The following is an 18,381-nucleotide window of genomic DNA, read 5'->3' as shown; positions in this document are numbered from 1 at the left end:
GTTCACCCTTTATCTTACTGTATTACTTATCTTTTTCTTTTCAGTGAACAGTAGTGAATAGTTATAAGTAAAAAAACAAACAGTGAGTAAGGTTTTCCTGAGACCTTTCTCTGGCCAGCCGGGTTTTAAGGTCTGTTTGTGCCATTTTTGCCACAACGGCAATGAATCGTGTTGTTGTGTCTGGCGCGGCAGAATCTCCTCAGGTTGAAACGAAGAGGAGACCCGACATGACTCAGACCGCTGTTATTCCCGACTACCTTAAACCTGCAATGGAACGCCTTGAGACTGCCCGCTCGGCGCATCTCGTCAATGCCAGCCGTATGGATGAAACCACGACGGCCATCAGCCAGGTGCAAACGCAAAAAAAGGAACTGGAGCAGGAAAACGGCAATGATTCCGGCGCATGGCGCGCCGCCTTTCGTGCCGGTGGTGCTGTCATTACCGACGAGCTGAAACAACGCCATCTGGCGCGCGTGGCACGGCGGGAACTGGCGCAGGAATGTGACAGCATGAACGAGGTACTGTCTTTTGAGCTGGACAGGCTCAAAGGAGCCTGTGACCGCACGGCCAGAGCATACCGTCAGGCACATCACGGCGTCCTCAGTCAGTATGCAGAGCATGAACTTGATGCTGCCCTGCGTGAAAGCTGCAGTGCCCTCATCAGAGCAATGAAACTCAACATACTGGTTCTGAATAATCCGCTTGCTAATACGACCGGGCATCAGGGATATATCGAACCGGAAAAAGTTGTAATGCAGCAGGTGAAAGCGTGGCTTGAACAGGCCGTAAAGGGCTGCAATATCCGTCTGACCGATGAACCGGTGCTGTTTAAAACAGGGCTGTCGGCTTCCACACTGCCGCATATGGAACATGACGTTGCGACCACGCCCGGTCAGCGAAAAGTCTGGCAGGAAAAAATGCGGGAACGTGAAGCTGACCTGAAAGCACGGGGGTTATTGTCATGATGCGCTGCCCTTTCTGCCGCACGGCGGCACACGTTCGCACCAGCCGCTATATGTCTGAGAGCGTCAAAGAGAGTTACCTGCAGTGCCAGAATGTGCACTGCTCGGCGACATTCAAAACGCATGAGTCCATCTTTGAAGTGATACGTTCGCCGGTCGTCGATGAGAAACCCGCGCCGGTGCCGACAGCCCCCGTGGCACCCCGTCGGGTAAAAGGCTGCTACAGCTCGCCGTTCCGCCATTAATCAGGAGAGACAACCCGTGACCACTCTGACCTTACAGCAGGCCTATGACGCCTGTCAGACGAACAAAACCGCGTGGCTGAACCGTAAAACCGAACTGGCCGCCGCAATGCAGGAATATCAGGAATTATTGCTGGATGACAATGTATCAGGCTCCCGCAGATTACCGATGCTGCGTGACCTGATTGACGTAAAAAAATGGGAAGTTAATCAGGCCGCCGGTCGCTACATCTTCTCGCACGAGGAGGTGCAGCGCATCAGCATCCGTAACCGGCTGCATGATTTTATGCAGCAGAACGGCGCAGAGCTGGCCGCCGCACTGGCACCGGAGCTGATGGGGATTAAAAACCAGCCCGCGATGATAAAAAATCGCGCGCTTGACCGTTCAGTCGCTTACCTGAGGGAAGCTCTTTCCGTCTGGCTGACCGCTGGAAATGACATTAATTATTCTGCACAGGATAAAGATATTTTAACGGCCATCGGATACAGGCCTGACGCGCCTTCGCGGGATGATAATCGTGAAAAATTCACCCCTGCACAGAACATGATTTACACCCGTCGACGCGCCGGACTGGCCGCGCAGTAGCCTGTCAAAAAATCCCCGTAAATCCCGCTATTTTTAACGAAATAAGCCATGCATCCATAAGGTGCATGGTTTTGCATGCATTTTCTCGCTCCGGCATGCCAGACCAGCGCCAGTCGTGGCGCGGCCTGAGACCATCTTTGCACCTGCATTAAAAGCGGCCCATTAAGCGGGCAGGCGTGGCGGGGAGAGCATTGCGCGCTGAGGCTGATAATTTAATTTCCTATAAATTTTTTGGTTTTCAGGCATTATTCGCCAGAAGGAACGTTTAGAAAAAGACCACTACAATGAATTGCAGTGGTCTTGCGGGATATCTAGCGTTGCATTTCAGTTACTATGAAATTTTCCTCTGTAATAGAATTCATTATTTCAAAGTACAATTCTTCAGGTTGAATAAATGCTAGCTCTTTGCAAAGGCTGACAATGGAATCACTATAAGTGATACCCATTCGAGGATTGAAAAGTTCAAACCTCTTGATAGGTCTTTTATTCTTTGAGTAAAAGTTTAAGGTGAAATATATAAGCACCTGTCTAAGATCGTAAACACTAAACTTCCTGTCTCCTGATTTTATTTCAACAAGAACATTTGAATAGTAAATATCGCCATATGAGTTATTAATTACTCCGCATCCATCGAACTGTGGAGATACTTCAACTTGGTTTTCCATTCCATATCGAGAGAAAATATTTCTTGCAATTTCCCTGATGGTATTATATTCGATCATACTTAAAGGTAGTTTGAAGTTAGAACCATAAGAGAATCGCTGTAGATATTCTTTTGTTTTTTCAAAAATATCCTGAAAATCAGCGCGATGGAATATATCTTGCGCTAAAAGAATATCCCTGTCTAATAAATCATTCTGTATTGCTGTATATAAATTAAATGCACATTCATTGACAAAGACGTTATTTGACCTGTTAGCAGTATCATCTAGAGGGGGATAAACGTCATCTATGAGACTGCCGTTAATAATGCGTATGAAGTTATTAGCATTTGGAAGTAATTGATTCCAAAATGAAGTGAATTTTCTAGAAAATGTTAATTCAGAAATCATAGCGCATCCTCAAGATTTCTTGCGGTATGTCTTTGACTTGCCCAATCCCTATAAATCATCTCTATAAAGTTGAATGATTTCTTATTATGCTCTCTCCAGTGCCTTCCTTCATCACCCAAGATATAACTTGAAACAATCAATAGTCTTCTCTGTAACGGATGCATTGCAGAAAAGTTTTTTTTGATGTCAGAAAGCCATGCGTAAGAATTAATCTTTGCCATTGACTGAGTAACTATGTTTTTGACTAAGATGCTTTCTGGATTCTTATTGTATATATCACTAAGAATTAGAGTGGATTTTTCTGAATTTTCTTTTGAGAGCATTCGGGCTACATAGGCTAAGTTAAGCTCAGTACTCAAAATATATGAATCTTCTTTAATTAGTGCAGTTATCTTATCAAGAATTATATCTTTGGTTTCTGTGCTTAACTTTTGCCAGTTGGAATTAGCCACTTGAATTATTGTTGTAAATATTGGATACAACTCATGCAAGTTATTGAACATTACTTTGAAAGCACTGCTTATTATTTCGTCTGATGTTGCTGAGAATGCCTTTATCAAATGCTTGCTAAAAGATTGATTGATTTTTGATTTTTGTAATTCGCTACTCAACATTGCTAACAAGTCAAAATCTTTTAAGGATTCCTTTATCTCTTCATATTCTTCTATTGCGTTCGCTGAATAAGGATCAAACCTTATAGGCAGACTCATAAATTTAGCCTTCATAGGAGATTCTTCATCTTCATCATTACCATGCAATTTAGCTTTAGTAACTGAAAGAAACTCTTCTTTAGTAACAATATTGGTTTTTTGTTTCTGTAAAGTCAGCCCTTCATTTTCCATCAATTTTTTACTAAGCAAAGTTAAAACCTTATGAGCATCCTCCCTAGAGTGACAAAAGATAACAAAATCGTCGACATAACGTTTGTAGTTAATTCCATTCATAGACAATAATTTATCAATAGAATCTAGCGCTAGTTCTGCTAATATTCTAGATGCAGGGCATCCAACTGGTACTCCATATGATTTTGTTTCACTAAATGTCTGCAATAATTTCTTAATTTTGCCAGCGTAATCTTTGTTGGGATCTATTCTGTCTAACGCATTTTCTAAACGGTGATGATAAATACGCGGATAGAAATCTGCTATATCGCATGTAAGCACATATTTTATTTCATCATTAGAACATTCAGTGATACTGTCTTCTTGATATTTTCTCCATGAAATATCCTTATCAAAAAGAGAACCATCTGCAAGGTTTGGTTTAAAGCGATATGAATAAACCTGAGTTCTGGTAGATCTATTCCTTTCTATATCATCTGCGATTTTTAAAACCAAACCAAGAAAGAAAGCATTCCAAAATGGGTCTATTTGACTTGCCCACCTGTAACCATAATAACCGATACTCGAAAAACTATTAATTATGTTTGGTGGAATCTCGATCCGTTTATTTTCAAAGTCATCAAATGTTTGCATTAATGCAGTTTTTACTTTCTCCTTATCATCTTCAAACAACCGACTTTCGAATGGATAAGGGAAAATATCTGTATCACCGTGTTTAATGATATTTTCCAACGCAAGCTCAAAACAATTTTCTAATTTGTTACTATCAAACTCGTTACTCATTCACAATCTCCTTATTTAAAATATAACTTGAATACCACTGCATCATATCTCGGCGCTTATCAATATATTGAGCATGATTATACGTACCTCTAATATTATTCTTATCTATATGCGCAAGTTGTATTTCTATCCAAGCTGAATCATATCCTTTTTCATGGAGGATAGTAGATAAGGAATGTCGAAATCCATGACCAGTGACTTTACCGCCATAACCAATGCGTTTGATTACCTGATTTATGCTTGCTTCACTCATCGGCTTGTTCGGATCGTTCCGCCCCGGAAATGCATAACGATAATTCCCTGTCATCATTTTGAGTTCATTAAGTAAATCTAACGCTTGAGACGACAGTGGCACAAGGTGTGCCCTACGCATTTTCATCCTTTCTGCTGGAATTTCCCAAATAGCGTTATCCAGATCAAATTCCGACCATAATGCAGCCCGTAATTCGATGGTTCTTACACCCGTAATCATCAGTAACTTCGTAGCAATCTGGACAAGCCGACTACCTGTGTAACTGTCTAAAGCACACAGAAAATCAGGTATCTCATCAGCCTTTAAGAACGGGAAATGATTGGATTGATGTACTTCAAGAGCACTGGAGAGATCCGCTGCAGGATTAAATTCAGCCCTTCCTGTAGCAATGGCATAGCGGAAAACTTCTGAGCATCGCTGCCGAACTTTGCGCATTTTTTCTAATGCACCGCGCTTTTCGATTTTACGCAGCACATTAAGCAGTTCTAGCGGTTTAATTTCGCCGACAGGTCTCGTACCCACATAAGGAAAAATATCGTTCTGAAACGCTTCCATGATATCTGACGCATATCCTACCGACCATTTGGCGGACTTCATCTGATGCCACTCTGTGGCTATCTTTTCAAACGCGCTTTCGGATTCCGTTTGCAAAGCAATCTTCTGCTCTTTTCTAACCTCACTCGGATTCTTTCCTTCGGCTACCAGTTTTCGAGCATCGTCGCGACGAGAACGCGCATCGGCAAGTGTGATCGTCGGGTACACACCCAGCGAGATCATTTTTGGTTTACCGGCAAAACGATAGCGGAACCGCCAGCTCTTGCTTCCATTAGGTTCTATAAGCAAAGACAGCCCTTGCCCATCTCCAAGTGTATAGGCTTTAGCTTCAGGCTTAGCGCGGCGAATCTGCATATCGTTTAAAGGCATGTGTATAGGAATCCAGACCGAACAGGAACATATACACAATCCTATACACATTCAGTACCGGATTCTACTGGATGGTTACGGACTACTATGGACTCAAAATAAGAAAAAACGTTATAAATCAGTAGATTTACGGACTAATACGGACGTTTGAGGAAGTTGAGATGGTGCCGATAATAGGAGTCGAACCTACGACCTTCGCATTACGAATTAGTAGAATCACATTTAACTAGCTGTTTTACATATACATTGCCGCATTCACAATAAGTAACTTGATGGCACGTGATGTAAGAAAGTGGACTACGTTTTACCGTGTGCGACACAAAAATGGCACAACAATGCTCCAGACTTTCTCCTATAGGTTCCTATGCAGGATAAGCAGGCCACTCAACATCTGGCGCATTGCTTACATCCAGTCGGCGTAATTTAGTACGATACTCCCGCAACGCAGTGAGTTCTGCCAGTTCTGCATCGGCAATATCACCATCATCCTGTGCCTCAACAAGACTATTGATACGAAGTGTCAATGCTGACATTCTGCTGGTACGTTCAGCTTCGGCGGTCGCAACATAATCAATCACAGGTTCTGACGCTACAGGATAGCCATTGTCATCAGGCTTAATGATTTTACCTTTACCCTGAGCATCAAAGAGTGCCTTATAATCAGAGTCCGTAACAGGAATTGCATCCTCAGGCCATCCCGCGCCAGATTCGTACTCACGCTTGTCATCTACAGGGAAAAAACCCTGGCGTGAAGCGCTGTAATAATATCGCCACGACAATACCGGGTGCCCGGTATCATCGGGAACGATAATTTTCCCCGTTTCAACTCCCGCCTGCAGCTGCTGATAATCCATATCAGTAACGGGTAAAACATCCACCGGCCATTCGGCAGGAATCTTATCTTCATCATCAGGAAGTGCAAAAAAAGCACGCCATGACGCGCTGTAATAATATTGTGAATTCATATCAGTACCCGATTGCCAGATATTTACCGGAGCGAGGGTTATTATCACTCGCACCTTTTTGAAGCACCGCGCCAGAAGCTGAGTAACTCTGACTTCCTATTTGCTGTGAAGCGCCGCCATTGCCAGGGATGGGAATAACCATAAGGCACCCATTTTTAAACGCTTTGGGGAAAGTCACGCTAGTGCCTGCTCCTCCTGCAGCATCAGGTATGTTCCAGTCTCCAACACGGAACTGGAGCTGAGATGAAAAAGCATCCCACCACAACCCATTCCCGTCAGTAGACATGCCATCTTTCATGAATGCGTCCAGCCAGCCGCCCCATTTACTTCCTGTTAAATTACCGTCAGTAGCCAGAATGCAGGTGCTACCAACCTGGAGACTGGTTTCAGCTGTGAGCTTTCCTTTAAAGAAATTATTCCCCGGCGTCAGCGAGGCAATATCGTTGCCACCAACCTGAATAACCAGGTTGTTAGCGCCGCCAATTAGATTCACATCGCCATCACGCAATACGACCTTTGGTGCCTTAAGTGATTCAGCCGCGGCTACCTGTTTAACGTGATAAAAACTATCTGACGTCAGCGTTGCAACATCTTTACCGCCAACCTGCATGACAAGATTATTTGGACCTGAGTAGAAAATAATATCCCCATCTCTGAAGATGTATTTTGGTGACTGAAGAACCTCACCTGCAGAGATAATTTTTTTATGAAAGAAGCTACCCGCTTTTATTTCTGCAACAGGCCCCCCACTCACGGTAAAGACTAATGTCGTCCCATCTGTAGAAGAGGTGAGGATTATCTTTCCATCCAGTAAAGTTATAGAGGGTGCCTTCAGTCCACCAAACTTTGGAGTGTCGGTCTTTCCCAGACCAAGGTATGTGAGAATGTCAGCAATAGTACCTTTCCCGATAATATCTCGACCGACAGAAGTTAAATCAGTCTGCGATGCGGTATCAGTTCCAGTGAAATACGGGAGTTTATTTGCACCGGTTGTGAGCCCTGCCAACGCCGTCAGCGTGGCGTCAAGCGCCTGGAAATCCTTACCGAACGCGGCGGACATTTTGGCGATAAACCCGTTCAGGTCACCATCATCAAGTACATCCAGACCGCTTTTGTTGGCGGTGTACTGCGCCAGCGCTGCAGCTATAAAGCTGGCCTGTCGAATGGCTTTGTTTACCTGAGCACTGGAAGCTTTGCCAGCCGTGAAGCCAGAAAGCAGAGCCGGAAGCGATTCCCAGTCAGCCTGGGCCGTCACGTTAGCATTTGCCGCTGTCGCGAACGGTTTAAAGTTGTTTGTTGCCATTAGAGTATTGTCCCCCATGCTCCAACATCGAACCCACCGATGTATTCGTTATCCATATCAAACCCAAAGAATTTAGAGCCCTCGGATGGTGCTTCTACCGAAGGCGTTTCAACATCACCGGCCCATACGCCAGCTGCTTTAACGGTGAGATAGCCCTGTTTAATAGCGGCAATCAGTTCGAGTGACACATCAGAAATATCAGTCTCGGGGAATACCCAGACCGATATCGTCATGTCCTGGTTGTCGACAATTTGCATCCTCAGGCCTGAGCCTGCGGTAGCAGCGTCAAGGATGGGAGGCAGTGAATCATTGCGGCCATCCCAGTTGTTGATAGCGATTTTCGCTTTCAGAATGATGCGGTACGTCTCATCGCTTAGCGTCGTATAGCCAGAATCAGGATCATATGGCCCCTGCCAGATGCCCTGGTCATATCCAAGCCCGTCAGTGTCCCAGCTGAAATAAACTCCGCTAATTGGCTGGCTGACTATGCGACTGCGTCCGATCCACAGACCGAGGATGTCGAGCTGTACACCGACAGCAGTATCGATATCGAAGGCTGTTATAAGCCCTGACATAGTGCTGGACACATCAATCAGCGGGCGGGTGCTCAGATCTATATGGTCAAAAAAGAGTGGCTTGGTAGCGTGGTAGTTAGTGATCAGTTCGGTGTATTTGCTCATGAGGTCACCGTGATACTGATATTCGCGGTGCTACAGGACGCAGAAGCATCATAGGCAATATCAATGTTTGATGCCGATACGCTGCCTGATGACTTACCGATCAGCAGGTCGGTAATATCGTAATAGCGGGCATTTCCGCCGCTCACCACGCCAAGGTTTGCCGGGGAATAAATACGGCTCAGCAGCACGTCGTCGCCAATTGTCAGGCCATTAATATAATCGGCAACAGCCTGTTTGATCTGCTCGCCGATTTGAGAGGTATACCCGGTAAAAACTTTCAGGGTAATGGCTACGAAAATCGGTACGTCGGTCGAGCGCGAAAAGTTAATGACGTGGGGATTACCGTAAGTATCTGGCACCGTGACAGAAGTTTTCCCGTAAGTTGCTGTTCCCTGCCCTTTATTGCCCCTGATAGTCTGGGCGATTTCTGTCACATCACCGCCGTCAACAATCGCAGAAATGGAATGAGGCGGCAGCCCGTTGCTATCTGTCGAGCCAGTGTCATTCTCGTACAGTTTGTGACGTGTCACGCCATTAACATTAGCAATAGCACCGTCGACACCTTCAAACGGGGTGATTGACGGTAGCGCGACGCTCTGGCCCTGCCGGATGCGAAGCTCCGCGTCTGTCTCGGCCGGAGAACCAACCGTAGCCGCTGCTGGGTTGGTGACTGATACCCATCCGCGAGTCGGTGTGTTAATGGTGGTGATAGTCCCGGCCATCGCCGCAACCGAACCGCTATTCGCACATGTGGCCGTCACCAGCACAGTACCGTCAACGCCGATCGCTACACTCGCGGGAAAATTCCAGATAATGCCGTTTTTATCCCGTGCGGAGCCATTCGTGATAGTCGTGCCTGCCGTACCGGTTAACAGAAGGTCAGCAGTAGAGTTTGTCGCTACTTTTCGCGTGATCCCGTTAATTTTCACATTGCTGCTAAGCGCTGCGGCCTGCGCTGTCATCGGTGAAAACGAGTTGTAAATCTCGATAGCGGTGTTGTTAGCGTCATGCACGGCAAGAGCCGCCAGCGCGACCATCTGCCCGTCTTTGCTGTCTGGTTCGAGGTAGGCATCACTACCGTAAATCTGCCTGAAATAGCTGGTCAGTGTATCTAGGATTGTCTGGTAATCAGGCGCACTAATCCCCTGGGCGGTTACCGTTGCCGATAGCCCCAGCGTGTCGAGGTTCAAAGCCATTTATGCCTCGCTTGTTACAGTCGTCTGGCCGTAGATTGTGTCAATGGAGGAAGTGAAGGTGACGCGACGGCTGGTGCCGTCATAATTGGTATCGAAGGAAAGAATCGACAGAACGCCCGGTGTGTCCTGTATGCGTTCACGTATAGCCAGGATGTAGACGTCAGATCGCTGTTTACCAAGCACCGACTGAACATACGGCGTGCCTTCCGTCAGATCGAGAAACCACTGACCGCGCCACAGCTCGAAGCGGGTTTTTACTGCCTGGGCGACACACTCCGGGCTGTCGATAAGGAAGGTATCGTCACCCTGCCCGAAAGTGTAATCGCCGTCAGCATCTTCGCGACGGTATCGCATTATTGCGGCCCTCCAGTAGTTCCCCCGCCTGTCTGAACTCCGCCATGTTTATGCGTGGCGACACTTATACCTGAAGCTGTCACATCATTCGTTACCGTAACCGGCCCAAGCATCGTCGCAGTACCACCACTTTCTCCCATTCCCTGAGACAGGTTACCGTTAATCGTTACGTTGCCGTTCAGCGTGATAGTCGGGGATGTGATTGTCGTTCCACCTTCAGCCGTAGCCGTAAGCTGGCCCGGCGTTTTAATGGTGATGTTATGTCCTGCGGCGACCTCTACGAACGCCGCGCCATCATCGGTTCGCAGCTGCGCGGCGCTAGTACTGATACCGCTGATTTTCTGTGCTTGCGACTGCGGGCCAACGATGGCGAACGCATCAGACAAGTCATGCTGGCGCGGGTCGACGGTCTCCTGAACGCCGCCGCTCTGCCACCAGAAATCTATGCATCGGTCAGCAAAGATCAGCAGACACTCGTCGCCTTCTTTTACCGGAAAGGTCAGCGTGCAACCGCCGCCGCGCGGAAAGATAACCGGCACATCCACCAGCGGTTTTAATTCGGTAGAGCCATCGCCAACAATACCGCGAAGCGCTACCTCTACCGTGCAGGTAACAGTATCAGGATCGAACGACTGAATGATGCCGGGCATCGCTACACGCATCTGGGTAGACACCGAATCGGCAATGGCCTGCGCGGTCTGCTGCTCGCCGCCGATCTGTGATTGAGTTGGAATTGGCATAAAAACCCCATAAAAAAACCAGCCGAAGCTGGTTTGGTATCAATTATCTGTTAATAACTAAGCTACATTAGCGCCATGAACAAGATGACGCAGAGCTTTGACGCCCTCGGTGTTATAGCGAAAAGCTTCGACCTGCTTGCTGGAGTGCACTGATTTGTCCATTACGAAAATACCGTACTCGTCAGTTTTCAGGTTATTCGCGTTGGCAATGCGCCCGATTTTCTGAGCGGACACACCAAGCATTTCTGCCACCTCTGTCGCGCTATGGTAGTGATCTTCCAGTTTAGGTAACGGAAGAAGCTCAATGCCAGCAGCATCATTGACAGCGCGAGCCATTGCGGTCTGCTTTGCCACATCACTTAATTTTGGCATGTAAGACAGCGCCAGACTGATAGCCTCAACCTCCATTTTAATAGCTCGCGCACGGCGAAATTCTGGCAGGTGAGAGGCTGATTTAAGCGGCGCGACACTACCAGACTCAAGCTGACGCCAACGAGTAGCAACCTTATGGCGCAGTGGGATGCTATACCCCATCATCAGTGTCATGGTCAAATCTTGGTCAAGCCAATACTCCTGATATGTCCTCCCTCGATCATCCTGGTAATCTCCTGAGAAGTCAGGAGATTGAAGATTGAGCGAATCGAACATTTTGCGGCAATCGGCCATAACATTGTCGTGCCGCTTACCGGTCAATTTAGCAATCTCACGGCTTGACATTTTAGTGACAACAGATCTTGCATTTGCTACAGTTTGTTTAGTCATATACGTTCCGATACGTTGTTAGACTTCAGTGGACCGCCAGTTACAGCTGGCGGTTTTTCTTTTTGCATCATTGCAAAAATCCTTTCCCATAAGAGAAGACGTTCTTCCAGTTGTTGTCTCCCCATGGATGTTCTTCTATGTGAGAGGTTTCGCGTTGCAACAGCATTCGCGCTTTATTGATGTTTCGAGTGTAATTTGTGCCGATGGAGCCGAATCTCGGAGCCATACGATGCTCGGCTACGCACAGAAGCGGATAAACCTCTTTACACGCTTCAAACATCACTGCGCTTGAGCGCCAGAGGTAAGCCAGGGTGCAGAGTTCTTCATCACTGAACTGCTTAGCTATCGGGGAATTCGAAACTTCACGATCAAGGATATCCAGAACCCAGCGGCGAAACTCTTTAGCTTTTGGGGTGCGGGCAAACATGGCGATCAGGTGTGCGCCACGCAGAGAAAACGCGCGAGTCATCTGGTCTCCGTAAGGGGTGGTCACTTTGACCATCCCTGTCATTTTCTCTGTAAATTCATCAGCATGACGCGAATAGATCCGTTGAACAGCTTTATCATCAGCATACTGAAGCGCATAACCAATCTGGCTGGCGGTTAACCAAGTTTCATCAATATTTTCGACTGGTTGCAGATGAATACCTTGGAAGTTGAGATCTGATTTCGCTACAATGCTCATGTTGGTTTCCTTGCATACGGTTACTGACATAGAGGCCCGGTTTGTGTTAGCGCACTTCCGGGCTTCGCTGTTATTACGCTTTAATAAAGCCATCTTCTTTCAGACTCCTTTCAATGCGTTTAATCACCTCGCTGTTCACGGAGCGCCCTTCTTGCTTTGCAGCTTTCTTAATTATTTCTTTCAGTTGTTCAGGGAACCGAATCCCTGTTGGTGCGATGTTACTTGCGTTTTCCATTATACCCCCAACCATTTGGTTACATGATGTAGTCATGGCTAAATACTACATCATGTAACTATCATGTCAAATGAATTTTGACTACATTATGAAGCTAGTTTTGTACGAGGAATCACTATGAAAGGTGCAAGCTTGATCGCCCCGTTTGGTCTGCGCATGCCGGAAGAGTTAAAAGAGAAAATTGCAGAACGAGCAAAAGCGAATGGGCGCTCTATGAACGCCGAGATTGTGCAAATACTTCAAGATGCATTGCCGCCTGACAACGATACGAGCCATTCGTCATCAATCACTAAGCGTGATGAGTTCTTTAGTAAGGTGGATAATATGGATGAATTTGCCGCAGCAATGGCGCATGCCTCCAGTGTTTATCAGGAGATGTTGTCAAAAATCGTTGAAGAACACATGGGGAAAAATAACAAAAAGCCCACTAAGTAGTGGGCTAGTTTGTTTTCAAACAGTCGTATGTTGCATATTGCCTTGGCGCACTCATGTCAGCCTGGGCAAGCTGAACATTCAATATGCGCTTATTGCCATTGCGTTTTATATACTCCATACCCAGCCATTTACCCGGCTGATTAGTCTTTACCATCCATTCATATTTGATGTTGCCATAATCCCCATTACCTTTAAGGAAGGTAAACTTCTGAGACTCCGGGCGAACACCATTAATATGCATAAACCCGTCATTGCTTGACGTTAGGGTAAAATCACCACAGCGAACATCAGCCAATACGGCAGTTGAAAACAACGTAAAAATTACGGTAGCAAAACGTAAAATAAACACCTTATTGCGCCTTATTCATCGTTGAAGAACTTTGCAAATCGCGGCTGCCACGCGCAAAACACATCAAATCCATGTACCACGCCTGACCTCTGGTGTCACCAGTATAATCGATAGCTTTGACGATATAAACGCCATCCGTCGCAATGCTGGCTGCCTGTGACGTTGTGCCTGTCAGCACACGGTTGCCGTTCTCTTCTGTTTCGGTGATGCGACCGGGCGACTGTGCGATTTCGCTATTGCCGAGCGCGGCGCGGTACACCGAAGCCTGATCGAGCTGGATAAGACCATTAATGCGGATGTTCGGGTTTATCAGGCACCGCACGTTTACGCCGCTGCCCATCGTTTGTTGCGGCATACCGATCAGGCCAGTATCTGCATTCAACAAAATAGCTTCGTGAATATATTTATCCTCCGGCACCATCTGGACCTGACCATCCACCAGTTGCCATGTCGCTTTGCACTGCGCAGCAATATTATCCATCACGTTACGGGTGGATGAATAAATCGCACGGCCACGAGGAAACACGGTATCAGGAAAGTCACCGGTAATGCCCTGTGTCACGCCAAACGCGTTGAAATCCTGCATCGTCGCCCGGTGCAGATCCGCAACGGTATAGCCAGCGGCAAGCGTGGTGATGGTGGTCGCATAGAGGAACGCTTCGTGATCACCAATGGCCTGAATCAACACCCAGGAATCCGTAATGTTGTCCTTCCCGGTGACGGTGAAGCGAATATCACCGTCAAAAATCAGGCCGTAGTTCTGACCGTTCACCTGTCCTATCTGGTCTGGTGAAATCTCCCGGGCGACGCCGACCTGGCTCGCATCAACATCCGGCGCTATACCGTCATACCCGGCAATTATGCGAACTTTGGCAAACTCCTGCCCCAGTATCTTGTTCGTGGTATCAGTCGAAAGGTTGTAAATTTTCACGTTTGCCACGCGCGGCCAGCGTGTATCTGCCCACTCGATCTGGAACGTGACCTTAAAGTCAGACAGGGAAATCCCCTGCCCGTTCTGGTCCAACAGCTGCAACTCAAAATGGCGCATCCAGTTAAGAGACATTTCTACTCCTGCACGAAAATGAGGTGGCTGTATGTGCCGAGGTTGGTTTTGGTGGGCTCGTCTGGTGCGCCCTTATCGGTCGCCACCACCAGCGCGCCATCAATGCCAAGCTGTGGATATTGTCGCAAAAGGTTCACGCCGGTCAGTAGAGGTACGCCAGAGAGAAGCGCAGCACCGCCGCTATCCATCACGTCCATAATCCAGCCAGCCGCATCACGCCAGATGATCCTGAGCGTATACGTGGTATTGCCCAGCAAAACGCGGAACTGCTGATTGTCAGGAGAAAGCGGTATTTCGTTAAACTGCATATCATCCCCCGAATGCTGATGTAACGCTTCCGCCCAGCTGGCTCAGCAAGGATTCGTTTGGCGGTGTAGTGGATTTCGTCCCGGAATTCTGCACCGCCGATGTGCTGACGCCATCCTGCATATCTGATTTATCTGCAACGCTAACGCTCTGCGTCTGCGACATGATCACTTCACGCAGGGTAAGCGTGCAGTTCAGCACGTTCTCGCTGGTTTTATCCGTTGTCACCTCGATGGCTCGCACCAGCATATTGCTGTATACCCGCTTTCCGGTCACCACATCGAATGGCACGCGCTCAAGCTGCATATCCAGCAGCTTTTGGTATGTCTCCTTTGGGCTAAGCCCAGCGCTAAGACCGATTGAAGATGTATCAATGAAATCCAGCAACGAACCGCCACCAGCGAAGCCGCATTCCATTGTGACTTCACTGGGGCGCTTGTACGCATGATCGGCGATGAAACCCGAGGCACTATTCGTTGTTGGCTTCTCCACCGGGTGCTCAGTAATTTCGAGCGCATCAGAATGCTTTTCGGAGACGACCACGCTGGGAATTAATATGCCAATTCGCCGGGATTGCTGGCGAAAAATAGCGGAGAGAATATCCATTAGCTCGGCACCGTTCGAAGTTGTTGAGTAAGTTGTGAATTAACGTTCTTCTGCCGCTCAACTGTGATATTGGCAGCCTCACGTGGATCAGATACACCGTGAATATTAATAACCGTTTCTTGCTGTATGTTTTGTGAAGCACCGCCACCAGCGGCCATACGAACCAATTCACTTGGGTAAGGGTTTCTCCCGTTCTCATGATGGATAATTCCATTCATCAGAGAGGACATTACCTGCGGATCTTTAAGGTTGAGAATGGCATCAGGAGCCACACCCATCATTTTCGATAACTGAGCAATGTAAGCACCGGTATTATTTTCATTCCCCGGTGCCCACGTAGAGATTATATCGTTAAGGGTTTGCAGCGGCTTGCCTGTCGTCTTACCTTCAAAGTAGCGCATTAATTGTCGGGAAAGCGCTTTCAGGCCATCATAGGCAGTTTCAAACCGGGCGAACCTGCCGCCAGGCCTTTCGAGCGTCGCCCCAGATTGCCCACGAAAGTCGATATTACCGGGGTTATTATTTCTAATACCTCGTGGAGCTTTAGCAGACTGGGCATGTTGGTCAGGCTCATCATCACCAAACCACCCGCGAATGGTTCTGCCTACGCTGCGCGGGTCAAATCCCAGATTCTCCTTAACCCAGTCAGCGCTTCTGTTGGCGCTATCCTCTACTGCCGGTGTGGCACTCGGTTGCCCGCTGCCCTGATTTAGCAGCTGTTTGCCTATACTAGCGGCCTGCGCCCAGTTGCCATCTTTTATGGCATTCAGCAAATCAGCGATCATGTTCAGCATCTTGCCGAACTCACCCATTTGCGAAATGAAGTTGCTAAAATCCCACTTTAGGGACCATGACTTGGGGTCAATACCGAGCAACTTAGCCAGCGCTTTTGTCAGGTCCGTAACAGTCTTTTTCAGGTCACCAATCATTTTGACGGCCTGATCAATTTCAGTCTTCCATTTCCCCCAGTCAATCAGGCTTTTGCCACCTTCTTTCCACGTCTGGTAATCATCCAAGAGCAGACCAAGTGCAATAATAAGCGTCGTTATCATGCCCAAGGGTGATGACATGAAAGCGGTATTTAGCAGCCGCCATGCAACCAACAGCCCACTGAACAATGCGATAAGCTGCTGCGTGGCTGGGTTCAGCTTTTTGAACCAGGCGATCACACCCTCAACAGCTTGCCCAGTTCGCCATAACACGCGGGTAATCGCGTCACCTGCCCAGAGAATTCCTTTGATGATCTTCGTGATGACCGCTTCAATCTTCGGCCAGTTGTCGAGTATCTGCCTGCGGAAGTTATCAATACTGCCAGCAAGGCCACCAGCTAGGTTAGAGCCAATCTTGTCTTTCGCCTGTCCAAGCGTCATCGTCAGATTACGCATGGAGGTCATGAAAATATTGGACTGTTTAGCCGCTGACTCAGCATTAAAACCAATACGCTTTGCCGTCAACGCGTACTCAGAACTGAGCTGCCCCATCCCTCTGCGCATCGCCATCAGCGTGTTTTCATCGATGCCAAGCATCTGCGCGTATTGCTTCGCGCGGTAATACGGCATGTTGTTGAGCTTTTGCCCAACGCCAGTAAAGATGGCCGCAGTATCACGCATCTTTCCGCTGGCATCGCGAGTCTGTACGCCCAGACGGTTCAGGAACCCTTCCGCCCCCGGATTGCTACGCATGAAGCCAGCCAGCCCTTCTAGGGAAGACATAGCCGACTCAGCGCTGGCACCGGTTTGCGATGCGGCATAGCCCAGCGCTTTGATGCCCTGGACGCTGGCCCCCGTCCGCTGGGATGCCCAGTAAATTTTATCCAGACCATTCGCAATCTGGGTGGTAAATCCGACAATGCTCAGCGCTGCGCCTTCCACCACCGCGCCGACCTTCAGAACGTTCGCGGTAACGCCTTTCAGCACAGCTTCGAACTTATTAGCGCCAGCCTGATCGATATCGAACCCCAGCGAAACAAGGAAGTCTTTAATCGTATCTGCGTTACCGCTCATTGGCCGCTCTCCATTTATCTACCCGGGCGTCGTTATCCTCGCGCATGTCGAGGTAGTCATTGAGAAGCGCGATGCGGCAGAGGTCTACCGCGCCGCTGTTAAGGTCTTTCTGGTCAATATGGAAGGCAAGCGCCGGACGAAGAATAAAATCTTCACCGCCCGGCAGGCTGTTGAAGGTTATTCCACTGGCGGGGTGGGCGTCTCGCTGGTAGGGAGTCCTTGCAAAAAATTTCCCAGCGAGTCGGCGACCACCCGCGCCACCAGTTGCAGCATGGTCAGCAGGTCGATATCGTCAAACGCCATTTCGCCATGCTGGCAGACCGGCACCCAGCCTTTCATGTGCTCGCGTGAAACAACGGAAAGGCAGGGGAACAGGATAGCGTCCACGTCGCCATCGCTCAGATCGGACACTGCATTGGCAATCTTTGGCAGGATGGTAGCCATCGCGCCTTCGGTGTCTTTGCTGCTGATCTTCTCCTGAACGCTCCGAAAGTCAGAAACCATCCCGGCCAGCACCGGCAACAGCTTGCGGGACACCTTCAGCTGTTCGAAAACGCTGAGTTTTGCAGTGCGATATTTCACGCCCTTAATTTCGAATTCCATGCGTTAAAACTCCCCGAGCAGCTGGTCAATCTTGCCGCAATCGAATACCCAGGCGACAGTTCCGCCCTCTTTGGCGTTATTGAAATCAGGCTGTTTCTGGAATGCACACGAACGCGCAGTAGAAATATCACCCGATGCCGTGTTGCGAATGACGATCACGTTATTGCCCCAGGTGGCAGAGGACTGGCTTTGCGCGTTATACGCCAGAGACAGCTTTTTATTCACCGGGGAGGTTTTCAGCAGCGTCACCGTAATGGTGCCTGACTTATCGGCGTGCAGGCTGTGCATCACCTCGCCATCGGCACCGATGGTCATGGTGTTTTTGTTGCCGCCCATGGTCTGGGTGATACCTTCCTCAGAGTTCGCAGAACCCTGACCAAGATCGATAACGCCGGTCGGCCCGGTGAGCGACGCGGTTACATCGAGAAAAGAATAAGTTGCCATTTATCGCT

The 18,381-nt window shown here is 48.2% G+C and carries 24 protein-coding genes; 4 read left to right on the top strand and 20 right to left on the bottom strand.

All coding sequences use genetic code 11. The annotated features are described in order from the left end of the window. The first annotated feature begins 227 nt into the window (after positions 1–227). Genes C2U41_RS02015 through C2U41_RS02005 form a run of 3 tightly spaced genes read left to right on the top strand, consistent with a single transcriptional unit; the run spans position 228 to position 1,790 of the window. Positions 228–965, top strand: coding sequence for a hypothetical protein (locus C2U41_RS02015; protein WP_002444335.1), 738 nt, complete (start codon positions 228–230; stop codon positions 963–965). Beyond that, the gene (locus C2U41_RS02010) at positions 962–1,207 is read left to right on the top strand and encodes an ogr/Delta-like zinc finger family protein (RefSeq protein WP_000984211.1); all 246 of its coding nucleotides are present in this window, start codon (positions 962–964) and stop codon (positions 1,205–1,207) included. The genes C2U41_RS02015 and C2U41_RS02010 overlap by 4 nt, the downstream gene beginning before the upstream one ends. Positions 1,208–1,223: 16 nt before the next feature. Beyond that, positions 1,224–1,790, top strand: a complete 567-nt coding sequence (locus C2U41_RS02005; protein ID WP_103849113.1) for a phage polarity suppression protein — start codon at positions 1,224–1,226, stop codon at positions 1,788–1,790. Positions 1,791–2,101: 311 nt separating this feature from the next. Here C2U41_RS02005 and C2U41_RS01995 read toward each other — a convergent pair whose 3' ends face one another. The 12 genes from C2U41_RS01995 to C2U41_RS01940 form a co-directional block, all read right to left on the bottom strand. After that, positions 2,102–2,842 carry a hypothetical protein gene (locus tag C2U41_RS01995; RefSeq protein ID WP_103849112.1) on the bottom strand — a complete coding sequence of 247 codons (741 nt, stop codon included), beginning with the start codon at positions 2,840–2,842 and terminating at the stop codon, positions 2,102–2,104. Beyond that, on the bottom strand, positions 2,839–4,467 hold the full coding sequence (locus C2U41_RS01990; protein ID WP_103849111.1) for an RNA-directed DNA polymerase: 1,629 nt from the start codon (positions 4,465–4,467) through the stop codon (positions 2,839–2,841). Before C2U41_RS01990 ends, C2U41_RS01995 begins: the two co-directional genes overlap by 4 nt. Then, positions 4,460–5,644 carry a tyrosine-type recombinase/integrase gene (locus C2U41_RS01985; RefSeq protein ID WP_103849110.1) on the bottom strand — a complete coding sequence of 395 codons (1,185 nt, stop codon included), beginning with the start codon at positions 5,642–5,644 and terminating at the stop codon, positions 4,460–4,462. Before C2U41_RS01985 ends, C2U41_RS01990 begins: the two co-directional genes overlap by 8 nt. A gap of 362 nt (positions 5,645–6,006) precedes the next feature. After that, on the bottom strand, positions 6,007–6,609 hold the full coding sequence (locus tag C2U41_RS01980; protein WP_224776480.1) for a tail fiber assembly protein: 603 nt from the start codon (positions 6,607–6,609) through the stop codon (positions 6,007–6,009). A gap of 1 nt (position 6,610) precedes the next feature. Beyond that, the gene (locus C2U41_RS29625; RefSeq protein WP_233901288.1) at positions 6,611–7,912 is read right to left on the bottom strand and encodes a gp53-like domain-containing protein; all 1,302 of its coding nucleotides are present in this window, start codon (positions 7,910–7,912) and stop codon (positions 6,611–6,613) included. After that, positions 7,912–8,592, bottom strand: coding sequence for a DUF2612 domain-containing protein (locus tag C2U41_RS01970; protein WP_049043303.1), 681 nt, complete (start codon positions 8,590–8,592; stop codon positions 7,912–7,914). Before C2U41_RS01970 ends, C2U41_RS29625 begins: the two co-directional genes overlap by 1 nt. Beyond that, entirely contained in the window at positions 8,589–9,788 is a 1,200-nt protein-coding gene (locus C2U41_RS01965) for a baseplate J/gp47 family protein (RefSeq protein WP_103849109.1), read from the bottom strand. Before C2U41_RS01965 ends, C2U41_RS01970 begins: the two co-directional genes overlap by 4 nt. Beyond that, positions 9,789–10,142, bottom strand: a complete 354-nt coding sequence (locus C2U41_RS01960; RefSeq protein ID WP_016239889.1) for a hypothetical protein — start codon at positions 10,140–10,142, stop codon at positions 9,789–9,791. Next, positions 10,142–10,882, bottom strand: a complete 741-nt coding sequence (locus tag C2U41_RS01955; RefSeq protein ID WP_048219596.1) for a phage baseplate assembly protein V — start codon at positions 10,880–10,882, stop codon at positions 10,142–10,144. The genes C2U41_RS01960 and C2U41_RS01955 overlap by 1 nt, the downstream gene beginning before the upstream one ends. A gap of 57 nt (positions 10,883–10,939) precedes the next feature. Continuing rightward, the gene (locus C2U41_RS01950) at positions 10,940–11,644 is read right to left on the bottom strand and encodes a Rha family transcriptional regulator (RefSeq protein WP_094543343.1); all 705 of its coding nucleotides are present in this window, start codon (positions 11,642–11,644) and stop codon (positions 10,940–10,942) included. Positions 11,645–11,711: 67 nt separating this feature from the next. Continuing rightward, positions 11,712–12,422 (bottom strand): P22AR C-terminal domain-containing protein, encoded by a 711-nt coding sequence (locus tag C2U41_RS01945; RefSeq protein ID WP_374755694.1) that lies wholly within the window; start codon positions 12,420–12,422, stop codon positions 11,712–11,714. Then, the gene (locus C2U41_RS01940) at positions 12,403–12,564 is read right to left on the bottom strand and encodes an Arc family DNA-binding protein (RefSeq protein ID WP_094543345.1); all 162 of its coding nucleotides are present in this window, start codon (positions 12,562–12,564) and stop codon (positions 12,403–12,405) included. Before C2U41_RS01940 ends, C2U41_RS01945 begins: the two co-directional genes overlap by 20 nt. Before the next feature lie 156 nt (positions 12,565–12,720). On the opposite strand from C2U41_RS01940, the gene C2U41_RS01935 reads away from it, so the two are divergent. Further along, the gene (locus C2U41_RS01935) at positions 12,721–12,999 is read left to right on the top strand and encodes an Arc family DNA-binding protein (protein ID WP_369700970.1); all 279 of its coding nucleotides are present in this window, start codon (positions 12,721–12,723) and stop codon (positions 12,997–12,999) included. A 4-nt stretch (positions 13,000–13,003) separates the two neighbouring features. Here C2U41_RS01935 and C2U41_RS01930 read toward each other — a convergent pair whose 3' ends face one another. The 8 genes from C2U41_RS01930 to C2U41_RS01895 form a co-directional block, all read right to left on the bottom strand. Further along, positions 13,004–13,348, bottom strand: a complete 345-nt coding sequence (locus C2U41_RS01930) for a hypothetical protein (RefSeq protein ID WP_233901286.1) — start codon at positions 13,346–13,348, stop codon at positions 13,004–13,006. A gap of 1 nt (position 13,349) precedes the next feature. Then, positions 13,350–14,411, bottom strand: coding sequence for a hypothetical protein (locus C2U41_RS01925; protein WP_103849107.1), 1,062 nt, complete (start codon positions 14,409–14,411; stop codon positions 13,350–13,352). A 2-nt stretch (positions 14,412–14,413) separates the two neighbouring features. Next, positions 14,414–14,719: a phage baseplate plug family protein gene (locus tag C2U41_RS01920; RefSeq protein ID WP_001160174.1), complete on the bottom strand. Its 306-nt coding sequence runs from the start codon at positions 14,717–14,719 to the stop codon at positions 14,414–14,416. 1 nt (position 14,720) lies between these two features. Next, positions 14,721–15,323, bottom strand: a complete 603-nt coding sequence (locus tag C2U41_RS01915) for a phage baseplate protein (protein WP_103849106.1) — start codon at positions 15,321–15,323, stop codon at positions 14,721–14,723. Beyond that, positions 15,323–17,326, bottom strand: a complete 2,004-nt coding sequence (locus tag C2U41_RS01910; protein WP_060615222.1) for a hypothetical protein — start codon at positions 17,324–17,326, stop codon at positions 15,323–15,325. Before C2U41_RS01910 ends, C2U41_RS01915 begins: the two co-directional genes overlap by 1 nt. Beyond that, positions 17,316–17,399 (bottom strand): DUF6889 family protein, encoded by an 84-nt coding sequence (locus tag C2U41_RS29620; protein ID WP_371831623.1) that lies wholly within the window; start codon positions 17,397–17,399, stop codon positions 17,316–17,318. Before C2U41_RS29620 ends, C2U41_RS01910 begins: the two co-directional genes overlap by 11 nt. Positions 17,400–17,503: 104 nt before the next feature. Next, entirely contained in the window at positions 17,504–17,929 is a 426-nt protein-coding gene (locus C2U41_RS01900; protein WP_103849105.1) for a phage tail assembly chaperone, read from the bottom strand. Between the two features lie 3 nt (positions 17,930–17,932). After that, positions 17,933–18,373 (bottom strand): DUF3277 family protein, encoded by a 441-nt coding sequence (locus C2U41_RS01895; RefSeq protein ID WP_000257257.1) that lies wholly within the window; start codon positions 18,371–18,373, stop codon positions 17,933–17,935. Positions 18,374–18,381 lie beyond the last annotated feature (8 nt).

The organism is Citrobacter freundii complex sp. CFNIH4 (assembly GCF_002934505.1).
GTDB classification, from domain to species: Bacteria; Pseudomonadota; Gammaproteobacteria; order Enterobacterales; family Enterobacteriaceae; genus Citrobacter; species Citrobacter freundii.
The sequence above is the reverse complement of the archived record's forward strand: the minus strand, read 5'-3'. Positions and strand labels throughout refer to the sequence as shown.